Raw genomic sequence first — 12,950 nt, 5'->3', positions numbered from 1 at the left:
CCTTATCCGACACCAAAAGTTTAGGCTAATTGTTATTGTAATTTGACTATTGAATTGGAATGAATAGTTTACAAAACAATAGAAACGTCAAAAAGAAACGTTTAAAACACGTCAACCCCCCGTCGGATCGACGAGGGTAGTAATAGCGTTTTATGGATGTTGGCGGTTGCCGCTCCGGACTGGATCTGCCTGGATGCTGCCAGACAGTCCGCCCCGCAGGAACGCCCTGCTTAATCAGGCTTGCCCGGCCGTCATCGTTTTCGTTTTCCTTCGCTGCAGCCTTAGCGAGCGGACATACTCCATCGGCTCGACTTTATATTTATCCTTAAACATCTGTACGAGGTGTCGCGGACTGATCTTCGACAGACCGGCAAGCCGCTTGACGGACAGCGGTTCGTAATAGTGCTGCTCGATATACGTACGCAAATGCTCCAGCGCGATGTTGAGCTCGTCACTGGGCTCGGCCATCCACTCGTTAAATACGCGATGGAGCAGCTCCTGGAACATGAATTGGCTGCGGAAGCGCTCCAATCCGCTCTGGCCCGTCATACTGCCGTATGCGGTGCGGCACATCGCGGAGAGCGATACCGGCGGAATGCGCAGCGGCTTGCCCGCCTGGGGCATCGGCTGCAGCTCCGCCCGCGAGTCGCCGGCGGTATCCCTGCTCAAATCGCGCATAACGTCGAAGTGAAACATATAAAGCTCCATGGCCGCTTCGCCCTCCGGCAAGAGCGTGATCGATTCGCCGGGCTCCGCGACATAGATCGTCCCTTCTTCAACGCCGAACGCCTGACTGTCGGCGAGCAGTACGCCTCGTCCTTCCGTAACCGAGATCAGCGTATAAGACCCTCTGCCCTGGGGAACGGAGATGCCGGCTTGTGCGCTTTTCTTGGCGATCCGCCTTGCTTTTCTGAGCTTAAACCACAGATGATCGAGGTCCTTCCAGCCGTCAGCCTGCATAATTGCTCTCCCCCTTCCCGTAGCCGCTTGTCGGCTCTGTCATGATCGTCTCAATGAATTCGCATTCTACGGCGATCCGCCCCCTCGCGCCGGGCATGCCGGGCAGCGGCAGGTTGACGCCATCGTCTACGATCCCTTTGCATGTAAAATAGATGAGGCAGGATTCGCAGCCCTTCTCCGCCATTTTCACTCTGGAAAATGCGCGAATCGCGTCCAGCAACGTTTCATATTGTCTTGGACCTTGAAGTTCCGGCAAAAAAATTCTCGCGCACAGCTCGAGGCGGGCGCTGTTCCCATCATGATCGGCGAACTGGAGGCCCCGTTCGTCCCGAATAAATTCGTCCTTCATCTGAGCGATGGCGACCCACGGATCCAGTTGACCGTCGGGCGCATGGAACCCGTAGAGTCGATCCGTAATCGGAGAGGCGCAGTACATGATCAACATCCTTTCCGACACGTTGGTTTCTTTATCTCTATTTTATTGATAATGATTCTCATTGTCAAATTAAAAAAACCGTCTCTACATCCGCACTGCGGACGCATGACGGGCTAATCGAATACGGCGCTTGTAAGAGGTTGCGGTTTACGGTTCCTCGTGAATAATCGGCGTGTAATAACGCTTCGAACGGTCGATCTCGAGACGAATCGCACCTTGCTCCTTCGCCACGAACTCTACATCGTGCCGGATGACTTCAAGCTTGTTGTTGAGATGTCCAAGCATGGCGACGACGTCTTCTGCCTGAGACAGCTCCATACGATCCAACTGATTGCCGATCGCCTGCAAACGCTCCTTGATTGGACCAAGCTCCGCCAGCTGCTCCTTGATTGGACCAAGCTCCCTCTCCAACTCGCTGCGCAATTCGTGTCGAAGCTCTTCTCTGAATACCTGTCTTAGCGCGTTCAACAGCTCCAGATCCATCCAGATTCCCTCCATCGGCGCCATTTTCTATATTATAACATCGACGGCAGAGCTCGTCAGGAACCATTCGCATCCTCCAATTTATGACACCGCCCACGCCATCGCAGGATCTGCGGGCTCGCTGCCTTTAAGCAACCGCACGTGATCGAGCAGCGGGTAATCGTAGAGACGCCCTTCGTACACTGTCTCCATTTCGGTATGTACTCTAAAATGATCGGGCGTCACGAGCGACGAAGGCCGCTCCCACAGCTGCAGCCCCGCTTCCCGAAGCACCTGTGCCACGAACTGGGAGCAAAAAAAGGCTTTATCGGAGCCCATGTCGCGATCAAGCAGCACGCCGAGCAGACCAACGAGGTTGTAACGATACTGTTCCCGCTGCCGCTTGAAGCTCCCAACCACGCGGCGCGTCTCCTCGAGCTGTCGCCGAGTGACCTTAAGCCGCAACAGCGCGCACCGCGTATTGGGGAAATGGCTAAACGTGCCGGTATACACATTTTCTTCTACAAATCCCCCCGCAAAGGGATTGGTCGGTTTTTTCCTTCCGAAACTGTATACCTCGCTTAAGTCGGCGCCGAACACGAGCGAAGCATGATTGTATGGCGCATCCGTAAACCGTTTGATCATCGACGTGAACAACGTCCCCGTGTCGGTCAATAAAAAATAAAGGCTCTTCTCCTCATCTTCCCCGCGCTGCCCTTTGCTCATCTTCGCCCGCTCCCCGCTACTGATTCCTTGTGGCTTTAGCTTATCAAAGCGCAAATGTGCCGGAATCTGGCGCAGGTGCGGTTTGCGGGACAGACTTTGGTCTTGGAACAGACTGGACTCTGGAGGAAATGACCTATCCGAAACCATTCTCAGGCTGACGAGCACCAATGTCAAAACCCCGCAACCGATAAACCGGCTGCGGGGCGACACGATGCATCTATATAAAGTTGTCTCAAGCTTTGGAATAATTAGAATACGAAATCCTCGTCGCGGAGCTGCTGCACATTCGTCGTGCGAACGTAGCCGTTGCCCTTTTTGGAGAAAAAATCGTGCTGCTTGGTCCGCGTGCTGATGCCGTTCTGGACGATCGGATTGATCTCCTCGTCCTCGAACAACGGCTCGAGTCCCATGTTCATCATCGCCTTGTTGGCGTTGTATCGAAGGAATGCCTTCACTTCGCCGGTCAGGCCGATCGTGTTGTACAGGCTCTCGGTATAACGCTCCTCGTTGTCGTGGAGGTATCGGAGCAGCCCCTTGAGCGTCTCGTGAGCGGCCGTCTGCTCGTCTTCGTCCAGCTTCGCATAGATCTCCTGCGCGAGCAGCCCGACATAGACGCCATGGATGCTCTCGTCGCGCAGGATCAGGTCGATGATCTCGCCGCTGCTCGTCATCTTGCCTTGTCCGGCCAGGTAGAGCGGGTAGAAGAAGCCGCTGTAGAACAGGTAGCTCTCGAGGAGCACAGAAGCGCCCATCGCCAGGTACAGGTCCTTTGGCGTGTTGATGTTGTTGTAGTATTGGGCGATCGTCTCCGCCTTCGTCTGCAGATGCGGATTGCGTTCGACCCAAGCGAAAACCTGGTCGATCTCCTCCGTCGTCGCCAGCGTCGTAAAGATGCTGGAGTAGGACTTGGCGTGAATCTGCTCCATCATCGCCATGAAGCCGAGCACGGCTTTGCGCTGCAGGCCTTCGACGTGCTCCAAAATCTTCGGCATGCCGACGCCGCCTTGCACGGTGTCGAGCAGCGTAAGGCCGCCCAGCACCTTCATGTACAGATCGCGTTCGTCGTCGTTCAGCTCCATCCACGACATCTTGTCGTCGGATAGCGGGATCTCTTCGTCCGTCCAGAATTGCATGATATTCTGATTCCAGAACATCGCGGAGAAATCGTCGTCGGGACGGTTCCAGTTGACCGCCTTGTGCGTTGCCATAGCTCTAATCTCCTTCAGATTCGCCTGTCCGTCTTAGACGGCGCAGGCGATGCATTCTTCGACGGACAGACGGTTCGTCCGCGTATAGTACAGGGACTTGAGTCCCAGCTTGTCTGCGTAAATGTAGTAGCGGGCCAGCTCGCGCGTCGTCACGTTGCTGTTGACGTGCAGCACGGTAGAGATGCCTTGGTCCACATGCGCCTGAATCTCCGCGATCAGATCGAGTACCTTGAACTGATCCATCTGATAGGCCGATTTGTAATAGAAGAAGTTGTCCTGACGCATGAAAGGCATCGGATAATACGTCGTCGAATTCGCGTACGTCCGCGTCTCGATCTGCTCGACGATCGGCATAACGCTGGAAGTGGCATTTTGCACGTAGGAGATGCTCTGCGTCGGCGCGATCGCCAGCCGGTAGGCATGGTACAGGCCGTGCTTCATAACGTCGGCCTTCAGCTGCGCCCAATCCTGCTGCGTCGGAATCGAGATGCCGGCGAACAGTTCCTTGACCTTGTCCGTGCGCGGCGTGTAGTCCGTCTCCGTGTAGCGATCGAAGTACGTGCCTTTGGCATACTCGGATTGCTCGAAGCCGTCGAACGTAATGCCCGACTTTCTGGCGATATCCATGCTCTTCTCGATCGAGTGAAAATTGATGCTCATGAAAAACGTGCGTGCGAAATCCTTCGCCTCGTCGCTCTCGTAAGCGATCTTGTTCTTCGCGAGATAGCCGTGCAGGTTCATCGCGCCGAGGCCGATGGAGTGCAGCTCGCGGTTCGCCTTGGCGACGCCCGGCGCGTTGGCGACGGTCGTCATGTCGCTCACGGCGGTCAGGGCCATTACGCCCTCATGCACCGATTCCTTGATCTTTTTGTGTTCCATGACGTTCGCAATGTTCAGCGATGCCAGGTTGCAGCTGATGTCGCGGCGAATGACGTCGGGCTGGCCGTAGTCGCCGATCTCGCTCGTCTCCTGCAGCTGGAAAATCTCCGTGCACAGGTTCGACATCTTGATGGCGCCGATGTCCTTGAGCGCGTGATCCTTGTTCGCGTTGGAGCGGTTCATAATGTAAGGATAGCCGGATTCGAGCTGCGTCGTCGCGATCTTGACGAGCATGTCGCGGGCGGTCATGATCGCTTTCTTTTTCACCCGGTCGTCGGCGAGCAGCGTGTCGTACATCTCGTCGATATCCATATCGTCCAGATGCTTGCCGTAAGCCTTGAACACCGTATATGGGGCGAATACGTGCAGCGGCTTGTTTTCCTCGGCCAGCTTGTAGAACTTCGAAGGAACGATCAGGCCGATCGACAGCGTCTTGAGACGGGTTTTCTCGTCTGCGTTAATCTTCTTGCTGTCGAGGAACTCCATGACGTCCCAGCCGAAAATATTGTAGTAACCGGCGCCGGAGCCCTTGCGTTGACCCATTTGGTCGGCGTAGGAGAATGCGTCCTCCATCAGCTTGAGTACGGGCATGATGCCCTTGGCCGCGCCTTCGACGCCCTTGATGCTCTCGCCGCGCCCGCGCAGCTTGGACAGGTTGACAGCGACGCCGCCGCCGATCTTGGACAGCTGCATGCAGGTGCCGAGCACATGGTTGATCGAGTTGAGCGCATCGTCCATCTCCAGAAGGAAGCAGGACACCATCTCGCCGCGGCGGCTTTTGCCCGCGTTGAGGAAGGTCGGCGTCGCCGGCTGCACGCGCTGTTCCATCATGGCCTGCGCCAGAAGATGGGCCGTATTGACGTCGCCGCGTCCCAGGTGCAGCGCGACGATCGCGACGCGGTCCGGGTAATGCTCCAGGTAGATGCTGCGGTCGTTGCTCTTCACCGCGTAATCGGTGTAGAACTTGGAAGCCGCCATATAAGAAGGAAACTTGAAGTCGTAGCCGTGCGCAATCCGGTACACCTCTTCGACCTCATGCTCCTTGTACTTTGCAAATACGTCCTCGTAGTAGTCGTTCTCGATCATATAATGGACCTTGGACAGATGCCCCGTGAACGACAGGCTGCGCTGCTTCACTTCTTCCATAAACGCATCGACGGCCTCCAGATCCTTGTCCAGTTGAAAGAATCCGTCAGCGTCGCGCTGCATCAGCAGGTTGTTCAATTCAATATGCCGCAACTGCGCTCACCTCCCGCTTAAAATTATCGACGTCGCGCTGCGTTCCCGACAGCTCGAACTTGTAAAGCACCGGTACCCCGTACCGCTCTGAAATCGTATCCGCGCTCTTCGCGAAGCCGTTCCCCCAATTGCGATTGCCGCTGGCCGATACGCCAATCATCTTGCTTGCATTGCGCTCCAGGAAGGAGACCACGTTGTCCGGCACTTGCCCGAACCCGGTCGTATAGGTGACCAGGACGAACGGCTCGTCCAGCGTCTCGGTCTCGTCGATCGGCACGGCCGGCAGATTCAGCTTGCCCACGAACCTCCGTACATTCCCCGTCTTCGATGCGTATGCGATCAGCATGGCGCAATCCCCCTCCTGAAAAGTTGAAAATATGTAATAAAATAGAAGAAACGGCGCGCAGAAATACGCTGTGCGGGCATCACGAAAAAGCTTTCGCTCGTACTGCAATGCAGCCTTCGAAAACCCGCCGAATATCCTGTTGTTTGCACCGCCGGCACTGGCTTGCCGGGTCAACTTATCGTCATTTTCCGCTACCGTTTATTAACCAACGCCCGCGGACTTCAAACCGATATGTTGAGGACATTTATAAATTTATATCAATATATTGTGCCTGTCAATCCATGGAGCGGCCTAAAATTTATAAGATGCAGGCAGGAATTCGCAAAACCCGCGTCCCGCAAGGGTTGCGGTCGATTGAGATCGATTCGTAAAAAAACGGCGGGCAGACAATTGCTGCCGCCGGCCCGTCCATACTACATATAGGGGGACTTCTTGTCCGATTTGTCAAGGGATTGTTTTCGAATTTTTCGCCGTCAATTGCGCATGCGCTGTCTGAACTCTTTGGGCGAATGCTGGTTGTGCCGCTTGAACAATTTGTAGAACTGCGCCATATTCCAGATGCCCACCTCGAAGCTCACCTCCATGATGCTAAGGTCGGTCGTAAGCAGCAGGCGCTCCGCCTTTTTGATTCGGTTAAAATTCACGTAGTCGACGAACGGAATGCCCATCGTGCGCTTGAACGTCTTGATGAAATGATGGTAGCTCATGCCGAGCAGGCGACGTACGTCGTCCACCGCGATCTTCTCCCCCAGGCGGCTCTCCACGTAGTCGAGCACCGGCCGCATCCGCAGGATGCCCGCCTCTTCCGTCCCCCGCAGCACGCCGCGGTCGTCGCCTCTGAGCATCAGCAGGAGCAGACGCTTGATCGACGCGCTGACCGCGATCTCGTAGCCCGTACGCCCCCTGTACGTCTCCTCGTAAATGTCGGCGATCAGCGCATGAGCCTCGTTCCGCGCGGAAGGGCTTGCTTCAAATATGTAGTTCAAATCCTCGAGCGGACCGGTCAGCTCCGAGAAGTGATGAAGGTAGGGCAGAATGCTCTGATCGAAGTGCCGCACGAGATCCACCTGGAAAACGATGTATCTGACAGGCTTGCCAGCCGCGCTCCACGTCCTGTGCGGCCGGGAGGAACCGATCACCATGACGTCCCCCGGCCCGAGCATCGTCAGCGACGACATCGTCTGCACCTCAAGACCGCCCTCGATGATCGCCAGAAACTCTACTTCTTTATGATAATGCCAATGCCAGGCGTCCGTGGCTTGGCGAATCCGCTCCACGCCGTGGAGCTCCCACACCTTGAGGAACAGCAGCGGATTCTGGTACACGACTTTTTCGTTGACCGCGTCCGCGTGCGTATCGATAGCGTTCGGCATTTCGGATCGTTCACCTCTTTAGTAGCTTCATCAAGCAGTATAACACTTTTGAATATAAATGAATTAAGATCAGACATATTCCGGCAAGCTCCGATTGTCTATACTGAGAACAAGAAAGCATATACAAGTATACGAGGATCGGGAGGCTGCATTTAAATGGCACAGCGTATTAGAGTCACGGTATGGAACGAGAACCGCCACGAAAAAACGAGCGAAAAGGTGCGCGAAGTATATCCGGAGGGCATTCACGCCGCGATCGGGCAAGGACTCGGCACGGACGAGTTCGAGGTTCGCTACGCAACGCTCGACGACGACGAGGAGCACGGCCTGTCCGAGCAGCTGCTCAGCGAGACCGACGTCCTGTTCTGGTGGGGACATATGGCGCACGGCGACGTCAAGGACGAGATCGTCGAGCGCGTGCAGGGCCGCGTGCTGCGCGGCATGGGACTTATCGTGCTGCACTCGGGCCACTTCTCCAAGATCTTCAAGAAGCTGATGGGCACGTCCTGCGATCTCAAATGGCGCGAAGCCGACGAGAAGGAACGCATCTGGGTCGTGGCGCCCAATCACCCGATCGCGGAGGGCATCGGCGAATACATCGACATCGAGGCCGAGGAAATGTACGGCGAGCACTTCGACATCCCGGCGCCTGACGAGTTGGTCATGGTGAGCTGGTTCGAAGGCGGCGAAGTATTCCGCAGCGGCTGTACGTTCCATCGCGGCCAAGGCAAAATCTTTTACTTCCGCCCCGGTCACGAGACGTATCCGACTTACTACAACGAGCAGGTACGCCGCGTGCTGAGCAATGCCGCCAAGTGGGCCGCGCCTTCGACGCGCGAATACCCGAAATACGGCAATCACAAGCCGCTCGAAGCGATCAAGCCCAAATCCTGATCCATGCGTTTAAAAGACAGTCCCGCCGGTTCGCGCCGGCCGGGCTGTCTTTTTTTAAACCTATATTGGGGCGGAAATTTGCGAAAAGGTAGGCGCAATTTCGGCGTAACGGCGCTTTATGAATGCGTGGCGGTGTGTGGCAGGCCGAATACCTGCATTTGTACAGGCATTCGCTACCGACTCGCGCCACCTGATGAAAATACCTGCAAATGTGCAGGTAAATGCAAAGCGCAAGCCGAAAATTCGGCTGATGGCTTAAAATAACTGCGCTTTTGCATCTATCCTGTTGAAACGGGGCGAAAGCGGCATAAAAAGATGTATATTTGCAGGCATTGCGGCGAAAAAAAGACGCCGGCGTCGACACGGGGTCTTCTTGGAACGGCTGTCGAATGAGCCATCGATAGGCTTTCCGCGCGACGCCGGTTTCGGATATCCGTCAAACCTAAAGGACCATAAGGGCAGCTATTTTATTCATTGGAGGACTTGCCACCGGCGTCTCTTCACTGCCGCGGGCAACTGCGGTAGAATAGAACGATGCCTCCGTGACGGGACATGCGCGATATGGGACGAAATGGAGATGAAAAGAATGACGGAATTGACGGGAAATCCGGGGAAAACGGGATCTCCCTCCGAAGCCCGCGTCCTTGTGATGACCGCCGTAGAAGCGGAACGGGACGCGGTGCTCCGCGGATTGGACGGCGACGGCCGCTTCGAGGTGCGGCTGTGCGGCGTCGGACCTGCGAGCGCGGCCGCCCGCACGGCCGCCGCGCTCGCAGGCGGCGAGAACTGGACGCTTGTCGTCAGCGCCGGCATCGCGGGCGGCTACCCTGAGCGGGCTCCCGTGGGGACGCTCGCGATCGGCACCGCCTCGGTCGCCGCCGATCTCGGCGTCGAGACGGCGGAAGGCTATGCCAGCGTGGACGAGCTCGGCTTCGGCACGTCCGGCCTTGCAGCGGATGCCTCGCTCGCCGAAGCGCTGCTGCAGGCGTTGACCAAGGCCGGGCTGATCGCCGCTATCGGTCCGATCGTGACCGCGTCGACGGCAACGGGCACGGCTGCTACGGCCGCCACGCGCGAAGCTCGCGTGCCCGGCGCCGTGGCCGAGGGCATGGAAGGCTACGGCGTGGCGATCGCCGCCTCTTACGCGGACAAGCCGTTTATCGAATTGCGCGCGATCTCCAATGCGGTCGGCCCGCGGGATCGCGACGCATGGCGGATCGGAGACGCGCTGGCGGCTCTGTCCGTCGCATTTGCTATTTTGAAGGAGGTTGATCTTGCATGAAAATCGCATATTCCCCTTGCCCTAACGATACGTTCGTGTTCCACGCGTGGTCTGCAGGCCTGATTCCGGGCGCACCGCGCCTCGACGTAACGTATGCCGATATCGATATCACCAACGGTCTCTCCGAGGGCACGGACGGCCCCGAAGTCATGAAGATCTCTTATGCGGCCCTGCCGTGGACGCACCCTGACTACGCCCTTCTGCCTTGCGGCGGCGCGCTCGGCCGCGGCTGCGGGCCGCTCGTGCTCACCGCAGGCTCGCCGTCGGACGAGCAATTCGATCCCGCCCTCCTGTCGGGCAAGACGGTAGCCGTGCCGAGCGAACGCTCGACCGCCTACCTGCTGTTCCGGCTGTGGGCGTCGCAGAACGTCCCGGGCGGCGTCGGACGGATCATCGTCATGCCTTTCCATCAGATCATGCCTGCCGTGCAGCGCGGCGAGATCGACGCCGGCCTCGTCATCCACGAAGCCCGCTTCACCTACAAGCAATACGGCCTCTCCATGCTGCAGGACCTGGGCAGCTGGTGGGAGCAGGATACCGGCCTGCCGATTCCGCTCGGCGCCATCGTCGCGAAGCGCTCGCTCGACCTCGAGGCGGTAGCGGGCTGGATTCGCGCTTCCGTCGACTATGCCTGGGCGAATCCGGAAGCGTCGCGCGAATATGTCATGTCGCACGCGCAGGAGCTGTCTCCCGAGGTCGCCAAGTCGCATATCGACCTGTACGTGAACGGCTTCACCCGCGACCTGGGCGCGGACGGCTTCGCCGCCGTCGACGCACTCCTCGGCCGCGCCGCCGCGGAAGGGCTCGTGCCCGAGGCGCGCGTCGCTTCGCTGCGTCTGCGGAGCGGCCTGAACGCCCGCTAAGCACCGCAAGCTTGCCCGCGCCAAAACGGCCGCGCTCGTCCAATCGGACGGCGCGGCCGTTTTTTTGTGCGCGGCGGCGATTCATACGGCCGTCTGGCGTGTATGTACTAAACAGCAATGAAGGCTGCGTGTCGCAGCGACTGGAGGTTATGCGAGTGGCGTCAAGCAGGTCGCAAGTTCCCTTCGAGGCGGTCAAATCGGCGGTTGCCGGGTCGGCCACTTATGCGTCGGGGGGCAGGTTCGGACCGCGCAGACAGCGCGATTTTGAGCTTTTGTTGCTGGATGCGGGCGAGATGCGCGTCACGATCGACGGGGCGCCTCAGCAGGTCAAAGCCGGACAAGCCATTTTGTTGAAACCGGGACATGTAGAGTCCTTCGATATAACGGGCAGCGACGTCACGCGGCACAATTGGGTCGCCGTTCAGATCGACAAGCGGTCGCTCCCCGGCGACGATGCCGGAGAGCCTCCGGGCGTGTGGCCCGTATCGCCGGAGATGAACAAGCTTGTCGAGCTCATCCTCACCGTTCAGAACGAGCTGCCGAGCGACGGCGCGATCATGCGCAGCCTAGGCGCCGCCGTGCTCCGGCTTCAGCCTGACCTGGACGGCTCGGCTTCCGACGGAGGAGACGCTTCGAATGCGTCGCCGGCCGTGGAGCGGGCTTTGGCCTGGATCAGATCGCACTATGGCGGCGAGATCAAGCTGGGCGATCTGGCCTGGGAGGCCGGCGTCACGCCCGAGCATCTGGTGCGCCTTTTCAACAAATACGAGCAGGAGACGCCGATCCACTATGTGTGGCGGTACCGGACAGAACGGGCCGTGGAGCTGCTCGAGCATACGGGGCTGCCTGCCGCCGAGATCGCGCGGCAGTGCGGGTTCAAGACGCCCCATCATTTCTCGCGGACGCTAAAGCAACTGACGGGACGCACCCCGTCGGAAATCCGCAGAGCCAGCTGGAACGGCGAAGAGCTCTAGCCTTCGCCTGCTTCTGCTTGACCCGCTTCATCTTGACCTGATACCTCTTGATCTGATTCCGCTTGATCTGATTCCGCTTGATCTGATTCCGCTTGATTTGATTCAACTGCATCATTCTTGGCTTCGCCGGTATGCTGCAAGCTGCCGAGCGCTCGGGCGATCCGTCCCAGCCCTTCCTCCAAAATCTCGCGCCGGGTGGCCAGATTGATGCGGACGCGTCCTTCTCCCTCGCTCACGAACGCGCTGCCGCCGCTCACGGCCACTCGCGCTTCTTCTACCAGGAGGCGTCCGAGCTCGGTCTGGCTTAGGCCGTACGCACGCAGGTCGACCCACAACAAATAGGTCGCTTCCGGCACATAGACGACCGCCTCGGGCAGCCGCTCGTCCAGATAGCCGGACGCAAACGAAGCATTTCCGCGCAAGTACGAAAGGCATGCCTCCAGCCATTCTTCCCCTTCTCGGTAAGCCGCCTCCGCGGCCGCAATCGACAATGGATTCGGACTCCGGTATCCGAGCGCCTGATCGAGCCCTTTTCTTAACGTTTCGTCGGTCGCCACGGCGAACGACGTATGCAGCCCTGCAAGATTAAACGTCTTGCTCGGCGCGATAAAGGCAACGGTACGCTCGGCCATGCCCGGCAGCGACGCGATCGGGATATGGGCGCCGGTCAGGATCAGATCCGCGTGAATCTCGTCGGAAGCAACGGTTACGCCATAGTCGCGGCAGAGCTCCGCAAGCCTGTTCAACTCGGCTTCCTCCCACACGCGTCCGGCCGGATTGTGCGGACTGCACAGCAGCAGCAGCTTCGCGCCCGTAAGCCGAAGCTTGGCCTCAAGGTCTTCAAAATCCATCGTGTACCTTCCATGAATGATCTTCAGCGGATTCAGCACGAGCTCCCGGCCCTGGCCGGTCACCGCATCGCCGAAAGGCCCGTAAACCGGCGGCTGAATGACGACGCTGTCCCCCGGCTGCGTAAAAGCAAGCACGGCTGCCTTGAGCAGCGTGACGACGCCCGTCGCGAACAACAGGTCGCCCGGTCCGACGGCCCACTTGAACCTGCGATCCAGCCAGCCGGCCACCGCCTCGAACAGCGATGACGGCAGCTCGGTATAAGTGAACAGCCCCGCGTCGACCCGGCGGCGGATTGCCGCAAGCACGGGAGTCGGCGCCTCGAAGTCCATGTCCGCAACCCATAGCGGCAGCAGATCTTCCCCTTTGAACAGGCGATCCGCGCCCGACCATTTTAAGGAGTCCGGGAGCCGAAGCTCCACCTTTTTGTCAAATCGGTTCATGTTAAAGCCCTCCTGT

Annotated in this window: 13 protein-coding genes; 4 read left to right on the top strand and 9 right to left on the bottom strand. The window is 58.3% G+C overall.

From position 1 onward, the window contains the following. Positions 1 to 234 precede the first annotated feature (234 nt). The 8 genes from ACFSR7_RS30795 to ACFSR7_RS30760 all read right to left on the bottom strand — a co-directional run bounded on the left by ACFSR7_RS30795 (position 235) and on the right by ACFSR7_RS30760 (position 7,629). Complete coding sequence (locus ACFSR7_RS30795; protein ID WP_378168276.1) at positions 235 to 960, bottom strand: AraC family ligand binding domain-containing protein; 726 nt, start codon at positions 958 to 960, stop codon at positions 235 to 237. Further along, the gene (locus ACFSR7_RS30790; protein ID WP_378168274.1) at positions 950 to 1,396 is read right to left on the bottom strand and encodes a hypothetical protein; all 447 of its coding nucleotides are present in this window, start codon (positions 1,394 to 1,396) and stop codon (positions 950 to 952) included. The genes ACFSR7_RS30795 and ACFSR7_RS30790 overlap by 11 nt, the downstream gene beginning before the upstream one ends. A gap of 147 nt (positions 1,397 to 1,543) precedes the next feature. Further along, complete coding sequence (locus tag ACFSR7_RS30785; protein ID WP_378168272.1) at positions 1,544 to 1,879, bottom strand: hypothetical protein; 336 nt, start codon at positions 1,877 to 1,879, stop codon at positions 1,544 to 1,546. Between the two features lie 81 nt (positions 1,880 to 1,960). Further along, positions 1,961 to 2,584, bottom strand: coding sequence for a hypothetical protein (locus ACFSR7_RS30780; RefSeq protein WP_378168271.1), 624 nt, complete (start codon positions 2,582 to 2,584; stop codon positions 1,961 to 1,963). A 248-nt stretch (positions 2,585 to 2,832) separates the two neighbouring features. After that, a complete protein-coding gene (gene nrdF / locus ACFSR7_RS30775; RefSeq protein ID WP_378168269.1) occupies positions 2,833 to 3,792 on the bottom strand; it encodes a class 1b ribonucleoside-diphosphate reductase subunit beta in 960 nt (319 codons plus the stop codon). 33 nt (positions 3,793 to 3,825) lie between these two features. After that, a complete protein-coding gene (nrdE, locus tag ACFSR7_RS30770; RefSeq protein WP_378168267.1) occupies positions 3,826 to 5,910 on the bottom strand; it encodes a class 1b ribonucleoside-diphosphate reductase subunit alpha in 2,085 nt (694 codons plus the stop codon). Next, a complete protein-coding gene (nrdI, locus tag ACFSR7_RS30765) occupies positions 5,897 to 6,256 on the bottom strand; it encodes a class Ib ribonucleoside-diphosphate reductase assembly flavoprotein NrdI (RefSeq protein WP_378168265.1) in 360 nt (119 codons plus the stop codon). Before nrdI ends, nrdE begins: the two co-directional genes overlap by 14 nt. 473 nt (positions 6,257 to 6,729) lie before the next feature. Further along, entirely contained in the window at positions 6,730 to 7,629 is a 900-nt protein-coding gene (locus ACFSR7_RS30760) for a helix-turn-helix domain-containing protein (protein WP_378168263.1), read from the bottom strand. A 156-nt stretch (positions 7,630 to 7,785) separates the two neighbouring features. On the opposite strand from ACFSR7_RS30760, the gene ACFSR7_RS30755 reads away from it, so the two are divergent. The 4 genes from ACFSR7_RS30755 to ACFSR7_RS30740 all read left to right on the top strand — a co-directional run bounded on the left by ACFSR7_RS30755 (position 7,786) and on the right by ACFSR7_RS30740 (position 11,642). Further along, positions 7,786 to 8,523 (top strand): ThuA domain-containing protein, encoded by a 738-nt coding sequence (locus ACFSR7_RS30755; RefSeq protein ID WP_378168261.1) that lies wholly within the window; start codon positions 7,786 to 7,788, stop codon positions 8,521 to 8,523. 577 nt (positions 8,524 to 9,100) lie between these two features. Then, positions 9,101 to 9,805, top strand: coding sequence for a futalosine hydrolase (locus ACFSR7_RS30750; protein ID WP_378168259.1), 705 nt, complete (start codon positions 9,101 to 9,103; stop codon positions 9,803 to 9,805). Then, the gene (locus tag ACFSR7_RS30745; RefSeq protein ID WP_378168257.1) at positions 9,802 to 10,668 is read left to right on the top strand and encodes a 1,4-dihydroxy-6-naphtoate synthase; all 867 of its coding nucleotides are present in this window, start codon (positions 9,802 to 9,804) and stop codon (positions 10,666 to 10,668) included. Before ACFSR7_RS30750 ends, ACFSR7_RS30745 begins: the two co-directional genes overlap by 4 nt. Positions 10,669 to 10,823: 155 nt before the next feature. Beyond that, positions 10,824 to 11,642, top strand: a complete 819-nt coding sequence (locus ACFSR7_RS30740; RefSeq protein ID WP_378168255.1) for a helix-turn-helix domain-containing protein — start codon at positions 10,824 to 10,826, stop codon at positions 11,640 to 11,642. Here the strand turns inward: ACFSR7_RS30740 and ACFSR7_RS30735 are convergent. Then, positions 11,639 to 12,934, bottom strand: coding sequence for a MalY/PatB family protein (locus tag ACFSR7_RS30735; RefSeq protein ID WP_378168253.1), 1,296 nt, complete (start codon positions 12,932 to 12,934; stop codon positions 11,639 to 11,641). The two genes, ACFSR7_RS30740 and ACFSR7_RS30735, sit on opposite strands and share 4 nt — an antisense overlap. Positions 12,935 to 12,950: the final 16 nt, after the last annotated feature.

The organism is Cohnella sp. GCM10020058 (genome assembly GCF_042683485.1).
GTDB lineage: Bacteria > Bacillota > Bacilli > Paenibacillales > Paenibacillaceae > Cohnella.
This window is presented reverse-complemented; position numbering and strand designations above follow the sequence as displayed.

What these genes read in the sequence shown, in the direction of transcription:
- ACFSR7_RS30750 (WP_378168259.1), top strand. Translation starts at nt 9,101, where the DNA reads ATGAAAAGAATGACGGAATTGACGGGAAATCCGGGGAAAACGGGATCT.
- nrdI (WP_378168265.1), bottom strand. Translation starts at nt 6,256, where the DNA reads ATGCTGATCGCATACGCATCGAAGACGGGGAATGTACGGAGGTTCGTG.
- ACFSR7_RS30735 (WP_378168253.1), bottom strand. Translation starts at nt 12,934, where the DNA reads ATGAACCGATTTGACAAAAAGGTGGAGCTTCGGCTCCCGGACTCCTTA.
- nrdF (WP_378168269.1), bottom strand. Translation starts at nt 3,792, where the DNA reads ATGGCAACGCACAAGGCGGTCAACTGGAACCGTCCCGACGACGATTTC.
- ACFSR7_RS30760 (WP_378168263.1), bottom strand. Translation starts at nt 7,629, where the DNA reads ATGCCGAACGCTATCGATACGCACGCGGACGCGGTCAACGAAAAAGTC.
- ACFSR7_RS30755 (WP_378168261.1), top strand. Translation starts at nt 7,786, where the DNA reads ATGGCACAGCGTATTAGAGTCACGGTATGGAACGAGAACCGCCACGAA.
- ACFSR7_RS30780 (WP_378168271.1), bottom strand. Translation starts at nt 2,584, where the DNA reads ATGAGCAAAGGGCAGCGCGGGGAAGATGAGGAGAAGAGCCTTTATTTT.
- ACFSR7_RS30795 (WP_378168276.1), bottom strand. Translation starts at nt 960, where the DNA reads ATGCAGGCTGACGGCTGGAAGGACCTCGATCATCTGTGGTTTAAGCTC.
- ACFSR7_RS30745 (WP_378168257.1), top strand. Translation starts at nt 9,802, where the DNA reads ATGAAAATCGCATATTCCCCTTGCCCTAACGATACGTTCGTGTTCCAC.
- ACFSR7_RS30790 (WP_378168274.1), bottom strand. Translation starts at nt 1,396, where the DNA reads ATGTACTGCGCCTCTCCGATTACGGATCGACTCTACGGGTTCCATGCG.
- ACFSR7_RS30785 (WP_378168272.1), bottom strand. Translation starts at nt 1,879, where the DNA reads ATGGATCTGGAGCTGTTGAACGCGCTAAGACAGGTATTCAGAGAAGAG.